General features: G+C 65.8%; 10 protein-coding genes and 1 riboswitch. Of the genes, 3 read left to right on the forward strand and 7 right to left on the reverse strand.

What is annotated here, in order from left to right; translation table 11 throughout:
- Positions 1-8 precede the first annotated feature (8 nt).
- The 7 genes from ACSQ27_RS02775 to ACSQ27_RS02805 all read right to left on the reverse strand — a co-directional run bounded on the left by ACSQ27_RS02775 (position 9) and on the right by ACSQ27_RS02805 (position 5,774).
- The gene (locus ACSQ27_RS02775) at positions 9-566 is read right to left on the reverse strand and encodes a pilus assembly PilX family protein (RefSeq protein WP_436153960.1); all 558 of its coding nucleotides are present in this window, start codon (positions 564-566) and stop codon (positions 9-11) included.
- A complete protein-coding gene (locus ACSQ27_RS02780; RefSeq protein ID WP_436153961.1) occupies positions 553-1,449 on the reverse strand; it encodes a PilW family protein in 897 nt (298 codons plus the stop codon). The genes ACSQ27_RS02775 and ACSQ27_RS02780 overlap by 14 nt, the downstream gene beginning before the upstream one ends.
- A 38-nt stretch (positions 1,450-1,487) precedes the next feature.
- Positions 1,488-2,066 carry a type IV pilus modification protein PilV gene (gene pilV / locus ACSQ27_RS02785; protein ID WP_436153962.1) on the reverse strand — a complete coding sequence of 193 codons (579 nt, stop codon included), beginning with the start codon at positions 2,064-2,066 and terminating at the stop codon, positions 1,488-1,490.
- Positions 2,060-2,707 carry a GspH/FimT family pseudopilin gene (locus ACSQ27_RS02790; RefSeq protein ID WP_436153963.1) on the reverse strand — a complete coding sequence of 216 codons (648 nt, stop codon included), beginning with the start codon at positions 2,705-2,707 and terminating at the stop codon, positions 2,060-2,062. Before ACSQ27_RS02790 ends, pilV begins: the two co-directional genes overlap by 7 nt.
- Before the next feature lie 76 nt (positions 2,708-2,783).
- On the reverse strand, positions 2,784-3,233 hold the full coding sequence (gene nrdR / locus ACSQ27_RS02795; protein ID WP_007872661.1) for a transcriptional regulator NrdR: 450 nt from the start codon (positions 3,231-3,233) through the stop codon (positions 2,784-2,786).
- Between the two features lie 99 nt (positions 3,234-3,332).
- Positions 3,333-4,577: a serine hydroxymethyltransferase gene (glyA, locus tag ACSQ27_RS02800; protein WP_436153964.1), complete on the reverse strand. Its 1,245-nt coding sequence runs from the start codon at positions 4,575-4,577 to the stop codon at positions 3,333-3,335.
- A gap of 58 nt (positions 4,578-4,635) precedes the next feature.
- Positions 4,636-4,765, reverse strand: a riboswitch (ZMP/ZTP riboswitch).
- 133 nt (positions 4,766-4,898) lie between these two features.
- On the reverse strand, positions 4,899-5,774 hold the full coding sequence (locus tag ACSQ27_RS02805) for a lytic transglycosylase domain-containing protein (protein ID WP_436153965.1): 876 nt from the start codon (positions 5,772-5,774) through the stop codon (positions 4,899-4,901).
- A 759-nt stretch (positions 5,775-6,533) separates the two neighbouring features.
- On the opposite strand from ACSQ27_RS02805, the gene ACSQ27_RS02810 reads away from it, so the two are divergent.
- The 3 genes from ACSQ27_RS02810 (at position 6,534) to trhA (ending at position 14,191) form a co-directional block, all read left to right on the forward strand.
- Positions 6,534-10,523: a DUF748 domain-containing protein gene (locus ACSQ27_RS02810; RefSeq protein ID WP_436153966.1), complete on the forward strand. Its 3,990-nt coding sequence runs from the start codon at positions 6,534-6,536 to the stop codon at positions 10,521-10,523.
- A gap of 186 nt (positions 10,524-10,709) precedes the next feature.
- Complete coding sequence (locus ACSQ27_RS02815) at positions 10,710-13,514, forward strand: DUF349 domain-containing protein (protein WP_436153967.1); 2,805 nt, start codon at positions 10,710-10,712, stop codon at positions 13,512-13,514.
- The gene (trhA, locus tag ACSQ27_RS02820; RefSeq protein WP_436153968.1) at positions 13,511-14,191 is read left to right on the forward strand and encodes a PAQR family membrane homeostasis protein TrhA; all 681 of its coding nucleotides are present in this window, start codon (positions 13,511-13,513) and stop codon (positions 14,189-14,191) included. The genes ACSQ27_RS02815 and trhA overlap by 4 nt, the downstream gene beginning before the upstream one ends.
- The last annotated feature ends 1 nt before the right edge of the window (position 14,192 follow it).

The raw sequence follows: 14,192 nt of genomic DNA on the forward strand, positions 1-14,192 counted from the left end.
GTCGAGCATCATTTCATGGTGATTACGGATTGAAGCCACACCTCGGTACCGTTGGGTGCGCTTCCATCTTTCGCGCCGACCTCGGGCCCGAAGCCTCTGGCGGTGGTGACAAAAACTTTGGTGTCTGCAGGGGTCAGGTACTGCGCCATGCACTCGGGCTGGCGGGTGAAATACAACTTGGTTCCCGCGTCGCCGGACGAGGCGATTGCGACCGTCTTGAGATTGGCCGACGGCGCCGGCACAGTGTCCCAGTTGGCCATGGTTGCCCAGGAGTAGGGGGTCCCAGCGCCTACTGGGGCGGCCTCGGGCGCGAAGCCGGTGGCGGGGTTGGCGGCAAAGAGCTGCACCTGCTGTTCGCAGAAGCGCAAGGCCGTTTCAGCGGTCTGCCGGGCCAGCGCCTGCTGGCGGCTCTGGTTGGCCACCTGTTCGGTCGACGAGGCGCCGCGAATCGAGATGCTGGCCAGGACCGAAAGAATCATCAGCATGATCAGGGCCACAATCAGCACGACGCCCTGCTGCGCATGCAGCTTCACATTCACAGTTTGGCGTGGCTCAAGGATTGACATAACCGACTCCGTGATTGCGCAGCAGCACCGTGGTGCGATAGGCGCGGCGTAGCCTTCCGTCGGTGATGTCGACGTCGGCATCGGCGCAGTTTTGGTAGCTTGGCGGGGTGGCTGATGTGCCCAGATCCCGTAAGACGGCGTCTTCGCTCCTGACCACCACGCAGACCTGCGCCGCGACCACCTTGTTCCAGCGATCCATCAGCGGCAGCGCCAGCAGGCCCGCATCCGCGGGAGTGGTGATGCCGGAGGCGCTCAGGTAGCCGCGCACGTTCTGGCTGTTGGGAACTCCGGGCTCGGCGACCGCGAAATTCACCGTCGCGCTTTCAATGTTTTCGGCCAGCACCTGCGACTGCGCCAGGTTGCCGTTTCCGCGGCAGGTCAGCGTGTTGTTCGTGATGGAGATGCGCGACTGCATGGTGTAGAAGGCAGCGCCCGCGGCACCCACACCGTTGCCTATGCAGTCCATCGGCAGGCCGCCGCTGGTGTTTTTCCCGGTGTTGAGGTCTCCCTCGTAGGCCACGGCCAGCGCGAAACCGCCGGCTCCGGCGCAGGACAGGGCGCTGATGTTGGCGACGGTCGGATCAGTGAAACCGGTGTTGCAGGCATACAGGTTCCAGCCGCCCTGGCCCAGGTCGTTCTTGACGCCGCCGGTGCGCGTGGGGTTGTAGCCCGCCTGGCGCAGTTCCTGGGTAAAAACGCTGAGCGCCATCTGCGCGTCCTCGTTCATCTGGCCCTGCGCCTGAGCATTGCGGGTGGCCGTGCTGCCGGAGAGGTACATGACCACCAGCGCACCGATGATCACCATGCCCAGTGTCATGGAGATCAGCAGTTCGATCAGGGTGAAGCCTGACTGCTGCCGTACGGCGGACTTTGCCGCGGGCATGCGAGGGCGCTGCCGGAAGTGGTTTCTTGCGGGTGAAGTCATAACTGCACCTTCATGTAAAAGCAGCGCGGCAGTGTTGCCAGGGCTTTGGCGGTGGCCGAGCAGTTATCGGACGTCAATTCAGCGGACTGGTCGACCCCGGAGACTTTCCGGGTGTTGTCCAGCACCCCGGCTTCTTCCCAGAGAATCCAGATGTTGGCCTGGGTTGCGCTGGCACCGGGCCGGGCCAGTTCGACGCCACCCTGGGGCAGCAGTGCGCGAACCCGGCTCTGGAAGGCCGTCAGGTCCGCGGCCGCCAGCAACGCGGGGGTCGTGCAATTGGGGAAAGCGCAGGGCGCCAGGGCGGGGGGGTTGCCGGTGGTCATCATTGCCACGTCGTAGTTGCCGGCCGACAGGCCGTTCGGGTTGAGCCTGATCACCTCCGCCAGTTCCGTGGCCAAGGCGCTCGCGATGGCGCGGTTGGCCGCATTCTTCTGCGCCGCGACTGAGTAGGCCTGCATGCCGGCGAGCGCCAGCATGCCGAAGGACATGAGCAGTATGGAAATGAGCACCTCCAGCAGCGAGGAGCCTCGCTGCCCCTTGCGTGAAGGAGGGGTTTTTCTGGTGAGGCCTAGCATGCGACGTCCCCCGTCTGGACCTTGACCCGGCCCACTGAGTTCATGCACAGGGTGCGGGTGTAGTAAGCGTTGGTGGCGAACGAGCCCGAGGCATGCACCAGCCACCGGCCCGACTGGCCGATGGCGCGGCCCGTGCCGTCATAAATGATGCGGTTGCCCGTGCTGACGGCCGCGGGGGTGGAGACGCCAACCGCGAAAAAGTCGCTGATGCCGGCCATGGGTTCCTGGGCGCGCAGCACGACGTCGGTCGCGGCGTCGAAGGTGCCGTTGCCGTTGCTGTCAAGGAACACCACCCATCCCTCCATCCATCCGCCGACGGCCGAGCCGTTGCCCGCGGAGCATGCCGGGCTGGCCGCGGTGTAGCTGGCGGTTCTGCAGATCGTCACGCTTTTCCCGCGCCGCATGGCTTCACCGCGGGCGTAGCGGGTATCCGAGATAAAGCCGTTGGTGGCCCGGGTGATGTTGGCGTTGGCAAGCAGGCCCAGGAAGGAGGGCGCCGCAAGGGTTGCCAGGATCGCGATGATGGCGACCACAACCAGTATTTCAATCAGGGTGAAGCCGTGCTGGATTCGCCGCATGGCCCGCCAGGGCGGTTGGGGGCGAAAAGCGGAACGGCCGGCGATCGATAGATTTTCGAACATGCGCAATTGTGAGCATGCCCTGCCGGTCCCGCCTCCTGTATTCGACGTCCGGTCAGCTTTGCGTGACGAACGGTAACTAGCGTCTGACTTCGTCGACCAGCGTCTTGAATTCGTCGATGTCCTCAAAGCTGCGGTAGACGCTGGCAAAGCGGACATAGGCCACTTTGTCGAGCTTTTTGAGCTCGCGCATGACCAGTTCGCCCAGGCGGTTGGAGGCGACTTCGCGCACCCCCAGGCTCAGCAGTTTTTCCTCGATCCGTTCAATGGCCGAGTCGATCTGCTCGGTGCTGACGGGGCGCTTGCGCAGCGCCAGGTTCATGGAGCCCAGGATCTTGCTGCGCTTATACTCGATGCGCCGGCCGTCCTTCTTGACGATGGACGGGAAGGTGACGTCGGGCCGCTCATAGGTGGTGAAGCGCTTTTCGCATGCGCCGCACTGGCGGCGGCGGCGTATGAAGTCGGCGTCTTCCGCCACCCGGGTTTCGACAACCTGGGTTTCGAGGTGGCCGCAGAAGGGGCATTTCATGGGTGTTGACCTGAACTTAAAAGCATCGATTGGTCTTTGGCCCATTGAGGACGGCAGGGGCAGCGATGAAAACCATGGTGCCCGCGCCGTCCGCCATGGTCAACGGTACACGGGGAAGCGGCTCGTCAGCGCGTGGACCTTGGCGCGGACCGCCTCCAGGGTGGCCGCGTCGCGCGGGTTGTCGAGCACGTCGGCGATCAGGTGGGCCGTGGCGCGGGCTTCCTCGTCCTTGAAGCCGCGGGTGGTCATGGCCGGGGTGCCGATGCGCACGCCGCTGGTGACCATGGGCTTTTCCGGGTCGTTCGGGATGGCGTTCTTGTTGATCGTCATGTGGGCGCTGCCCAGCACCGCCTCGGCTTCCTTGCCGGTGATGCCCTTGGCGCGCAGGTCGACCAGCATGACGTGGCTTTCGGTGCGTCCGCTGACGATGCGCAAACCGCGCTGCGTCAGGGTGTCGGCCACGATCTGGGCGTTCTTCACGACCTGCTGCTGGTAAGCCTTGAACTCAGGCGTCATGGCCTCCTTGAAGGCCACGGCCTTGGCTGCGATCACGTGCATCAACGGGCCGCCCTGCAGGCCGGGAAAGATCGCGCTGTTGATGGCCTTTTCGTGTTCGGCCTTCATCAGGATGATGCCGCCGCGCGGGCCGCGCAGGCTTTTGTGCGTGGTCGAGGTGACGATGTCGGCATGCGGCACCGGATTGGGGTAGACGCCCGCGGCCACCAGGCCGGCGTAGTGGGCGATGTCGACCATGAAGATCGCGCCGACGGCCTTGGCCACCTTGGCGAAGCGCTCGAAGTCGATGCGCAGGCTGTAGGCCGAGGCGCCCGCGATGATCAGCTTGGGCTTGGTTTCGTGGGCCTTGCGCTCCATGGCGTCGTAATCGATTTCTTCCTTGTCGTTCAGGCCGTAGGACACGACGTTGAACCACTTGCCGCTCATGTTCAGGGCCATGCCGTGCGTCAGGTGGCCGCCTTCGGCCAGGCTCATGCCCATGATGGTGTCGCCGGGCTTGAGGAAGGCCAGGAACACGGCCTCGTTGGCCGATGCGCCGCAATGCGCCTGCACGTTGGCGGCCTCGGCGCCGAAGATGGCCTTGACGCGGTCGATGGCAAGCTGCTCGGCCACGTCGACGTGTTCGCAGCCGCCGTAGTAGCGGCGGCCGGGATAGCCTTCGGCGTATTTGTTGGTGAGCTGCGAGCCCTGCGCGGCCATGACGGCAGGCGAGGCATAGTTTTCGCTGGCGATCAGCTCGATGTGCTGCTCTTGCCGGGCGTTTTCAGCCTGGATGGCGGCGAAGATTTCGGGATCGGTCTGTTCGACCAGGATGTTGCGGTGGTACATGGCAGTCCTTAAAGACGTGGTCCCTGCTATTCATAGGAGCCGCGGCTCTAAATGAAACAAGGGCTGCCCAGGCGAACGGCTGAACGCTGAGGCCCGACGGCTGTCAGCGGTGCGCTTCCCAGTGGTGTCCCACGTCAGCATCAATGGTTGCGAAAACCTTGAGCCTATCGCCAGTTGCGCACCCGGCTAGTGTAACTGAGGGCGCCTGAAATCCGTGGCAGTCCATCCCATACCCGTAGCCCGGAAAGCAAAAAGCCGGGCGCTGGCGGCGGCCCGGCTTTGCGGCGTGAGCGGCGCGCCTTGAGGCCGCGCCGGCGGGGATCAGGACTGGCTCAGCAGGGCCACCTTCTCGGGCGTCTTGCCTTCTGGCGGTGTGTCGGATTTGCCCGGCAGGGAGGCCGGGACCGGGCGCGAAGTGCCGGGCTCGGCAAAGAACGGCGATGGCTTGCCGCGCTTGGACGCGGAGGCCACCACGGCCAGCAGGCGGGCGTGCTCCCCCATCACCTTGCCGGCGTAGCCGCCGTCGTCTTCCATGTTGGCGGCGCCCACATAGTATTTGAGGCCGCCTTCCACGGATCCGGCGCGGGCGATGCATTCCTGCAGCACCTTGACGCCGACGCGCAGGTTGGTCACCGGGTCGAAGGCCGCCAGCTTGCCGCCGAAGTTGTCGTATTTGTCGTGGTGCACCTTGGTCATGACCTGCATCAGGCCCTGGGCGCCGACGGGGCTTTGCGCGAACGGGTTGAAGCCGGACTCGATCGCCATGATGGCCAGGATCAGGGTGGGGTCGAGCTTGGCCTTCTGGCCGATCTCGAAGGCTTCGGCCACCAGCACGCTCAGCGGCTCGGGCGCGACGCCGTATTTTTTGCTCAGCCAGTAAGCCACCGCCGCCTGTTGGGCCGGCAGGTCTTTGGGGTTGGAGGCCGTGGCGCGCTCGATGGCGGCGGGCTCGGTAAAACCGATGGCCGCTTCCTGGCGCTGCTGCAGCCAGGTCATGAGCTTGAATTCACCGGCCTGACGCAAGTCGGGCCGGGCCGTCAGTGTGATCACCGCGAACACGACCGCCAGGCCCAGGAGGGCAAAGCTGTTGTGGGTGATCTCGAAAAAGCCCTGGGCGATGTCATCGGCGATGGTTGCAATACCGCTCTGTACACTTTTCAAGTGCGCCTCAAGGCCGAATTGTCCTAGCGCTGTCATAGCACTCCTTTCTACGCTTGCAGGCCCTTGAGGGGCCGAGCAGGCTTTGATTGGGTCGCCATCAAACCAAGGCATGCCTTGTGGGGTGTTGACCCCTGTTTGACGTTGCCGGCTTCTTTGATGAATGGGGCAGCGGAGATTCGGGTTGTCCCTAGGTTTCTGTGGGACTGGCGGGATTTTATGGGGTCGTCTAATAACCTGTCAATAATAATGAATTGATTCTTTATATCAAATAAGCAAATAAAAACCCTGATTTTCGGCAGAACCCGCCTGAATCAAGGTAGTTACGGCCTCTTTTTGAGACCAAGCTCTAAGTTAAATTCGGCGTGAAAAATACCGGATCAGCGGATCGCGGGTCCGGCTGTAGGCGGTTTTCGACGGTCCATGTGGGAATCATGGGGCGATTCGAGATATCACCGCGCCGTCCAAAGGCAGCGGCAATCACTGCGGTCCCTGTGATTGAAAAGATGGTCTTGCCTCTGCGGCGGCAGAGGTTTAACCTGCAATTGCGTGTTCATTCACGCATCCAACCGGGTAACCAACCCCGGAAAATCTGGAAGCAATCACTTGCTTTCATCGCACTGGAGACGATTCATCTCTCTTTTGCGGAAACCCGACGGCATGAGCATAAACGCCCGCCGTCAACCCCGGTCGGTCTCACTGCCCGGGGTTTTTCTTTTGGGCTATGCCCTTTCGGATGACCGTCTTTTTCAAATAAGTCATTGACCGATCGGCGCTGGCGTTAAAAACTCGTCGCCTATGGCAATCCCTGATTTGAAGAATAAATGGCGCGAAATTGAATGGCGGAACACCGCAAAAACCTTGCCGGCACGGGCTGCGGGCGTGGCCCGTTCGCCTTTGTGGCGCCGCCGCGCCGCGTGGGCGCTGGGTGCGCTGCTGCTGCTTTGGGCGCTGGCTTATGCGGCCCTGCCTCCCATCCTGAAGTCGCAGCTCGAGAAGATTGCCTCTGAAAAACTGGGGCGGCAGGTCACGGTGGGCGCGGTCGATTTCAGGCCCTGGTCGCTCGAACTCACCCTGCGCGACCTGGCCATCGCCAAGGCCGGCGCTGCCGGAATTCCCCAGGAAAGTCCCCAGCTTTCCATCAAGCGCATATATATAGATGCCGAACTGGAGTCCCTGCTGCGGCTCGCACCGGTGGCTGACGCCGTGCAGGTCGACGAACCCGTGGCCTTTCTGGCCCACAAGGGCGAGGGGCGTTATGACATCGACGACATCCTGGAGCGTCTGAAGACGCCGGCGGACCAGCCGGCCGGGGATCCGCCGCGCTTTGCGGTCTACAACATCGTGGTGAGCGGCGGGCGCCTGGACTTCACCGACCAGTCCGTCGGCAAGACCCATGCGCTGCGCGAGCTGAACCTTTCCGTGCCTTTCCTGAGCAACCTCAAGTCCCAGCGCGAGATCAAGACCTCGCCGCACCTGGCCTTCAAGCTCAACGGCAGCAGTTTTGACACCGCCGCCGAGGGCACGCCCTTTGCCCAAACCCATAAAACCGACGCCACCCTCACGTTGCGCGGCTTGGACCTGAACCCCTACCTGGCCTACTGGCCGGCGAGCCTGCCCTTCAAATTGCAAAGCGCGGTGCTGCATGCCGACGCCAAAGTGGCGTTCGAGCAGACGCCGGCCACGGTGGTGCGCATCTCCGGCACGGTGACGGCGGAAAAAGTGCGCCTGCAGGTCGCGGGCCAGGCGCCGGCCGCCGTGCCCGCCCCGGCCCCAGCCGGCAAGCGCGGCGGCACGGGCGGCGAAGCCCCGCCGGCGCCCCGTCCCGACCTGCTCGCGTTTGAGCGCCTGCAAGTGAGCATGGCTGACGTGCGTCCGCTGGAGCAATTCGTCAAGCTCGCGGCGGTCGAACTGAGCGCGCCGGCGCTGTCCGTCGTCCGCGACCGGGCAGGGCGGCTCAACCTGTTGCCGCCTGCCGCCGCGGCTGCTACAAAAAATGAAGCAGACACATCAGGTTCTGCAAAGGCTCCCGCAGGCAAGGCCAGCAATCCGGCAAACTCGGGCGCTTCGGCCAAGGCACCGGTCAACACACCCTGGAAGGTGCAAGTGGCGCGTGTGGCCGTGCGCGCGGGCCGTGTGAACTGGCGGGACGAAACCCTGGCCTCGCCCGCCGATATCCGCCTGAGCGGCCTGGTGCTCAATGCCACGGCCATCGCCATGCCTTTCTCGGCCGGCGCGCCGCTGCAATTCGACGGCTCGGTGGGGCTGGAGCCGCCCGCCGCCCCCGTGCCCTCCAAAGCCGGCGCCAGGCCCGCCGCGCCGCAGCCTCCCGCCGCCCCGACCCTGTTGAGCTTCAAGGGCAGCGCCACCGACCAGGCCGCCGAACTCACCGCCCAGGTGGCGGCCTGGCCGCTGGGCATGGCGGCCAAATACGTGGGCCAGTTCCTGCTGCCGGCACTCAACGGCCAGCTCGACGCCGAACTGGGCATTCACTGGCAGGCGGCGAGCGGCGACAAGCCCCAGTTGCTGCAGCTCACCGCGCCGCAGATCGCGTTGAGCGAGGTGCAACTGGCCCAGGGCAAGCTCTCGCTGGTGTCGGTCAAGCGCGTGGACCTGGCGCAGGTGGACATCGACCTGACCGGCCAGAGCTTCAAGGCCGCCAGGCTGCAGCTGACCCAGCCCAAGGCTGTGGTCGACCGGGGCAGCGACAAGCGCTGGATGTACGAGCGCTGGATGGTGAGCCCCGGCAAGGCCGCTGTGCCGCCATCGCCCCCGTCGCCCACCGATGCGGCCACCCGCGCCGCCGCACCGGCCTGGGCCGTGGCCATCAACGATGTACAGCTTGAAGGCGGCAGCATGTCGTTTTCCGACAAGGCCGGCGCCAGGCCGGTGGCCTTCGAAGTCACCGCCGCCAAGGCCCAACTGGGCGGGCTGCTGCTGGACGACAGGCCCGCGTCCCGGGAACAGGCCGCTAAACCCATGCCCCTGACCGCCTCGCTACGCCTGGCGGCCGGCCGCTTCGAGCCCGGCAAAGTCGATTTCAACGGCAGCCTGGGGCTGGCCCCTCTGCAGGCCCAGGGGCGCCTGCTGGTCGACAGGCTGCCGGTGCAGGCCTTTGAGCCTTATTTCGCCGACATCCTCAATATCGAGCTGCTGCGCGCCGATGCCAGCTTCAAGGGCAAGATGGCTTACCGCCAGCTGCCGGCCGGGCCGCAGGCCCAGGTGACGGGCGACGTGTCGCTGGAGGAGTTCCGCGCCAACACGCTGGCCCCCAGCGAAGACCTGCTGGCCTGGAAAGCCCTGAACCTGCGCGGTTTCCATGTGGCGCTGGACCCGGGCAAGGCGACGCGGGTGGAGGTGAAGGAAACCGTGCTGAGCGACTTTTTCGCGCGCGTGATCGTCATGCCCGACGGCCGCATCAACCTGCAGGACCTGGTCAAATCGAAGGAGGCGGCGGTGGCCGGCGGCACGCCGAGTGCAGCCGCCGCGCCGGCATCCGCCCCTGTGGCCCCACCCAAAACAGTTGCCGCCGATGCAAAAGGCGCGCAGGCTGCGGCGGCCTTGCCGCCCGTCGTGAGCTTCGGCCCCATCAGCCTGATCAACGGCAAGGTGCTGTTTTCCGACCGTTTCGTCAAACCCAATTATTCGGCCGACCTCAGCGACCTGACCGGCAAACTCAGCGCTTTTTCGTCGCTGCCGCCCCCAGCCCCGGCCGGCGGTGCGCCGGTAGCGGCGCCCGCCATGGCCGACCTTGAACTGCGCGGGCGCGCCGAAGGCACGGCCTCGCTCGAAATCCTGGGCAAGCTCAACCCGCTGGCCAAGCCGCTGGCGCTGGACATCAAGGGCAAGGTGCGCGACCTGGAACTGCCGCCGCTGTCGCCGTACTCCGTCAAGTACTCGGGCTACGGCATAGAGCGCGGCAAACTCAGCGTCGACGTGAGCTACCTGGTGCAGCCCGACGGCAAACTGACCGCCACCAACAAGGTCATCCTGAACCAGCTCAGCTTTGGCGAGAAGGTGCCGGGCTCCACCGCCAGCCTGCCCGTCAAGCTCGCTGTCGCGCTGCTGGCCGACCGCAACGGCGTGATCGACATCGACCTGCCCATCAGCGGTTCGCTCAACGACCCGCAGTTCAGCCTCGGCCCCATCATCGTCAAGGTCATCGTCAACGTGATCGTCAAAGCCATTACTTCGCCTTTCAGCTTGCTGGCCAACGCCTTCGGCGGCGGCGGGGACGAACTCAGCACCGTGGGTTTTGCCGCCGGCAGCGCCGAACTGGGCCCCGAGGCCAAGGCCGGGCTGGACAAGGTCGCCAAGGCGCTGGCCGACAGGCCCTCGCTCAGGCTCACCGTGGTGGGCACCAGCAGCGTGGAGGCCGAGCGCGAGGGCTTCAAGCGCGAACGGCTGGACGCGCTGGTGCGCGCCGAAAAGCGCCGCATCACCGTGAAGGAGGGTGGCACCACCTCGGCCGCCGTCAGCATCAGCCCGGCCGAATACCCGGCTTTGCTCAAGGAAGTCTATAAACGCGCCGATATGCCCAAGCCGCGCAACCTGATCGGCCTGGCCAAAGACTTGCCCGTGGCCGAGATGGAAAAACTGCTGCTGGCCGACATCCAGGTCAACGACAGTGCCATGCGCGAGCTGGCCGTGCAGCGCGGCGTGGCGGTGAAAGATTACCTCGCCTCGCGCGACTTGCCCCCCGAAAGGCTGTTCCTGGGCGCGGCCAAAGCCGTGCCGCCGGAGGCCAAATGGACACCCCGCGCGGAGCTGAATTTGGCGATGCCCTAAAAAAGGCGAAAATAGCGCCAGTGCTTTATTGATAAAGCTTTTATGGGATTCCATGGCCAGTGCGCGCAACGCGGGTTGCGCGGCGCGGCCTCCCATCCACTCCAACACCTGTCGCCATCCGCAAAGCGTCCCGTTCCCGAGGGAGCTTTGCGGCTGGAGACATTTATTTTTTGACCTTGCGCTCCCATGTTTAAATCTTCCAAACCCGAAGCCCCTGCCGTGAAAACGCCCACCACCAAGCAAGCCGAAGCCCATCCGCTGGACGGCCTGACCGGCGGCGCGTTTTCCGCGCCCACCTCCGGCGAGCGCGCCTCGCGCATCCGCACCTGGCTGGCGACCGAGCCCACGGCCGAGCAGATGGCCGAGGTCTACAAGGACCTGGCCAACCGCGACAAGGGCGCGGCCAAGCCGCTGAAGGAAAAGCTCGACGAGATCAAGCGCAGCAAGGGCCAGGAAGCCGTGGCCGCCGAATGGGCTGAAAAGGCCCAGGCGCTGCTGGCCGCGCCCAAGCTCAACCTGGCCGATGCCCTGGCCTGGCAGCGCGACGCCGCCAAGGCCGGCGCGCCCCTGTCCAAGGAGCCGCTGGCCGGCCTCAAGGCGCAGTTGGCCGAGCGCGTCAAAACCATCGAAGACCTGCAGCACCGCACCCAGGTGCAGCGCGAAGCCGCCGTGCTGCTGGCCCAGCGCACCGAAGTGCTGTCGCTCAAGCCCTGGCGCGATGCCGAAGCCGCCCTCGAGTCCCTGCGCGGCGATGTCACGCACTGGCAGTCGCAGGCCGGTGAAATCACGCAAGACGCCAACTGGGCCAGCGTGGATGCCAAATTCCCGCCGCTGCTTGACGCATCGCGCGCGCAGTTGCTCGCCGTGTGGGACGCCTTCCAGGGCGCGCTCGCGCAGGCCCAGAAGGCCGCTGAAGACACCGCCGCGCCTTTGCCCGCCGTGCCCGTGTGGGCCGACGAATTGCGCGCCGCCCGCGGCCTTCCCGCCGAGGGCGAAGTGCCCGCGCGCGCGCCCAAAGCCAAGATCGACCCGGCCGTGCTCAAGGAAATGCGCGAAAAATCCTCGGCCATCGTGCAGGCCGCGCTCGCCAAGCTCGAGCATGAGGTCACCGAAGGCCACGGCAAGTCCACGCCCAAGGTGGCGGCCGAGCTGCGTCAGGCATTGAAGGAAAACATCCGTAACATCGACAGCAAGCTCGAGTCCGCCGCGCACGCCGCGCTCACCGCGGCCGGCGAACTCGAAGGCTGGCAGCGCTGGCGCGCCGACCAGATCCGTGAGGAACTGGTCGTCAAGGCGGAGGCGCTGGTGGCCAAGCCGCTGGGCGGGCGCAAGCAGCAGGAAGCCCTGCGCGCCATGCGCGAGCAGTGGAAGACCAGCGACCAGGGCGGCACGCCCAACCACGCGCTGTGGAAGCGTTTCGACGACGCCTGCAACGAAGCGCACAAGGTCGTCGAGGCCTGGCTCGAGAAGGTGAAAGAGCAAAGCGAGGCCGTCAAGGCCGAGCGCAAGCTGCTGATCGACGAAGTGCTGGCCTGGGCCGAAGCCAACAAGGGCAACACCGACTGGAAGCACCACATCCGCAGCCTCAACGGCTTTGTCGAAAAATGGCGCGAAGCCGGCCATCTGGGCGAAAAGGCGTTTGCCGAAATCCAGCCCGTGTGGAAGGCCGCTATGGAGCAGGCCGACGCGGCACTCACCGCCGCGCGCACCGAAAGCATCGCGCGCCGCAAGGCCATGATTGAAGAGGCTGGAGTGCTGGGCGCCGAGCCGCAGCTGCGCATAGACGCCGTCAAGTCGCTGCAGCAGCGCTGGCAGCACGAGGCGCAGGCCGTGCCTATCGAGCGCAAGCAGGAACAAAAGATGTGGGATGCTTTCCGCAAGCCCATAGACGACGCCTTCCAGCGCAAGACCGCCGAGCGCGAAAAGGCCGCCGCGGCCCTGGGCGAATACGACCGTATGGTGCTCGAGGCCTCCAAGGCCGTGGAAGCCGCCACCGCCAGCGGCGACGCGCAGAAAATCCATGCCGCCGCCAAGGCGCTCGAAGCCATCGTGCGCGGCCAGGTGCCCGTGGCTGCGGCGCCTGCCGCTGCGCCCGCACCCGCGCCCGCTGAATCGACACCTTCCGTGGAAGCTGCACTGGCCGCCGTGGGCAGTGAGCCTGCCGCGCAAGCCGGTGAGACCGCCGAGCCCGTGGCCGAGGTGGAAGCAGCCGCCGCCGCTGAGTTCGCAGAAGCCGGCGAGCCAGCCAGCGCGCCCGCCGAGCCGCCACCCGCACCCAAGCCCGCGCCAAAGCCTGTCGTGGCACGGCGCGGCGATGATCGCCCCGGCATGAAAAAGGCCGAGCCAGTAGCTGCAGGCCGCGGCGGCAAGTTCGGTGACCGCAAGGACGCGCGCCCTGGCGGCAAGCCTGCCGGCCCGCGCCAAAGCACCGACAACAAATTCGAGCCTTACCGCCCTGATCGCGATGCCCGCCCGGGCCGTGACGACCGCGGCCCGCGCGGCAACGATCGCCCGGCCTTTGAAGAGCGCGGCCCGCGCCTGGGCGATGCCGCTTTCCGCGCCCAGCGTGAAGCCTTTGAAGCGGCCAACCAGGCCCTGAAAAAGCTCGCCATGCAGGCGCACGGCGAGGTGCTGACCCACCTGCTCACAGCCTGGGAAAAACGCGACCCGGCGCAGCTGCCCAGCGCGCAGGACCTCGGCAAGGCCGTGCCACCCGCGGTGCGCAGCCGCTGGGTGCAGGCCGTCAGCACGCCTTCGGGCAAGGACGCTTCCGAAGCGCTGCTGCGCCTGGAAATCGCCGCCGACCTGCCCACGCCCGCCGAACACATCAGCGCGCGCCGCATGCTGCAACTGCAGCTGCTGACCAAACGCAACGCGCCGGCGCCGACCGAGACCTGGGGCGAAGACACGGCCCAGGTGCTGGCGGCCGACTTCGACGCCGGCAACGCCAGGCGTGTGCAGAACGTGCTGAAGGCGCTGCTGAAACGATGAGCATTCCTGCGGCCACCGCATTCGCAGTGCCGCAAGAACGGCCGCAGTCTTTGGGTGAGGAAATCGCCAACAGCGTGAGCCACGGCGTGGCGCTGCTCGCTGCAATGGTGGCCGCACCTTTCCTGGTGCTGGCCGGCGCGCGGCAGGGTGATGCCATCACCATCGCGGGTGCCTCGGTGTTCGCTGCCAGTATGGTGCTGCTGTACTTCACCTCCATGCTGTACCACGCGCTGCCGGCGGTACGTGCCGCGCGCGCCAAGAGCCTGTTCCAGGTCCTGGACCACGGCGCGATCTACCTGCTGATTGCCGGCACTTACACGCCGTTCACGCTGGGCGTGTTGCGCGGGCCCTGGGGCTGGACGCTGTTCGGCCTGGTCTGGACCATGGCGCTGGCCGGCGTGGCGGTCAAAGCCGTCGCGGGCATACGCTATCCGCGCGTGTCCACGGCGCTGTACCTCGCGATGGGATGGATTGCCGTGATTGCCGTCAAGCCGATGCTGGAACTCATCCCGGGCTGGGGCTTGTTCTGGCTGGTGGCCGGTGGCTTGTTCTATACCCTGGGTGTGGGTTTTTTCGCCACCGATTCCAGGTTGCGTTACGGGCACTTCATCTGGCACCTGTTCGTGGCGGCCGGCACGGCCTGCCACTGCGTGGCCGTGCTGTACTACGCGAGCTGAA

This window comes from Polaromonas sp. LjRoot131 (assembly GCF_964252805.1).
Lineage (GTDB): Bacteria > Pseudomonadota > Gammaproteobacteria > Burkholderiales > Burkholderiaceae_C > Polaromonas.

Bases quoted from the DNA above. Each gene is read 5' to 3' on its own strand.
- ACSQ27_RS02805 (WP_436153965.1), bottom strand. From the start codon at position 5,774: ATGACAGCGCTAGGACAATTCGGCCTTGAGGCGCACTTGAAAAGTGTA.
- pilV (WP_436153962.1), bottom strand. From the start codon at position 2,066: ATGCTAGGCCTCACCAGAAAAACCCCTCCTTCACGCAAGGGGCAGCGA.
- glyA (WP_436153964.1), bottom strand. From the start codon at position 4,577: ATGTACCACCGCAACATCCTGGTCGAACAGACCGATCCCGAAATCTTC.
- nrdR (WP_007872661.1), bottom strand. From the start codon at position 3,233: ATGAAATGCCCCTTCTGCGGCCACCTCGAAACCCAGGTTGTCGAAACC.
- trhA (WP_436153968.1), top strand. From the start codon at position 13,511: ATGAGCATTCCTGCGGCCACCGCATTCGCAGTGCCGCAAGAACGGCCG.
- ACSQ27_RS02775 (WP_436153960.1), bottom strand. From the start codon at position 566: ATGTCAATCCTTGAGCCACGCCAAACTGTGAATGTGAAGCTGCATGCG.
- ACSQ27_RS02810 (WP_436153966.1), top strand. From the start codon at position 6,534: ATGGCAATCCCTGATTTGAAGAATAAATGGCGCGAAATTGAATGGCGG.
- ACSQ27_RS02790 (WP_436153963.1), bottom strand. From the start codon at position 2,707: ATGTTCGAAAATCTATCGATCGCCGGCCGTTCCGCTTTTCGCCCCCAA.
- ACSQ27_RS02815 (WP_436153967.1), top strand. From the start codon at position 10,710: ATGTTTAAATCTTCCAAACCCGAAGCCCCTGCCGTGAAAACGCCCACC.
- ACSQ27_RS02780 (WP_436153961.1), bottom strand. From the start codon at position 1,449: ATGCCCGCGGCAAAGTCCGCCGTACGGCAGCAGTCAGGCTTCACCCTG.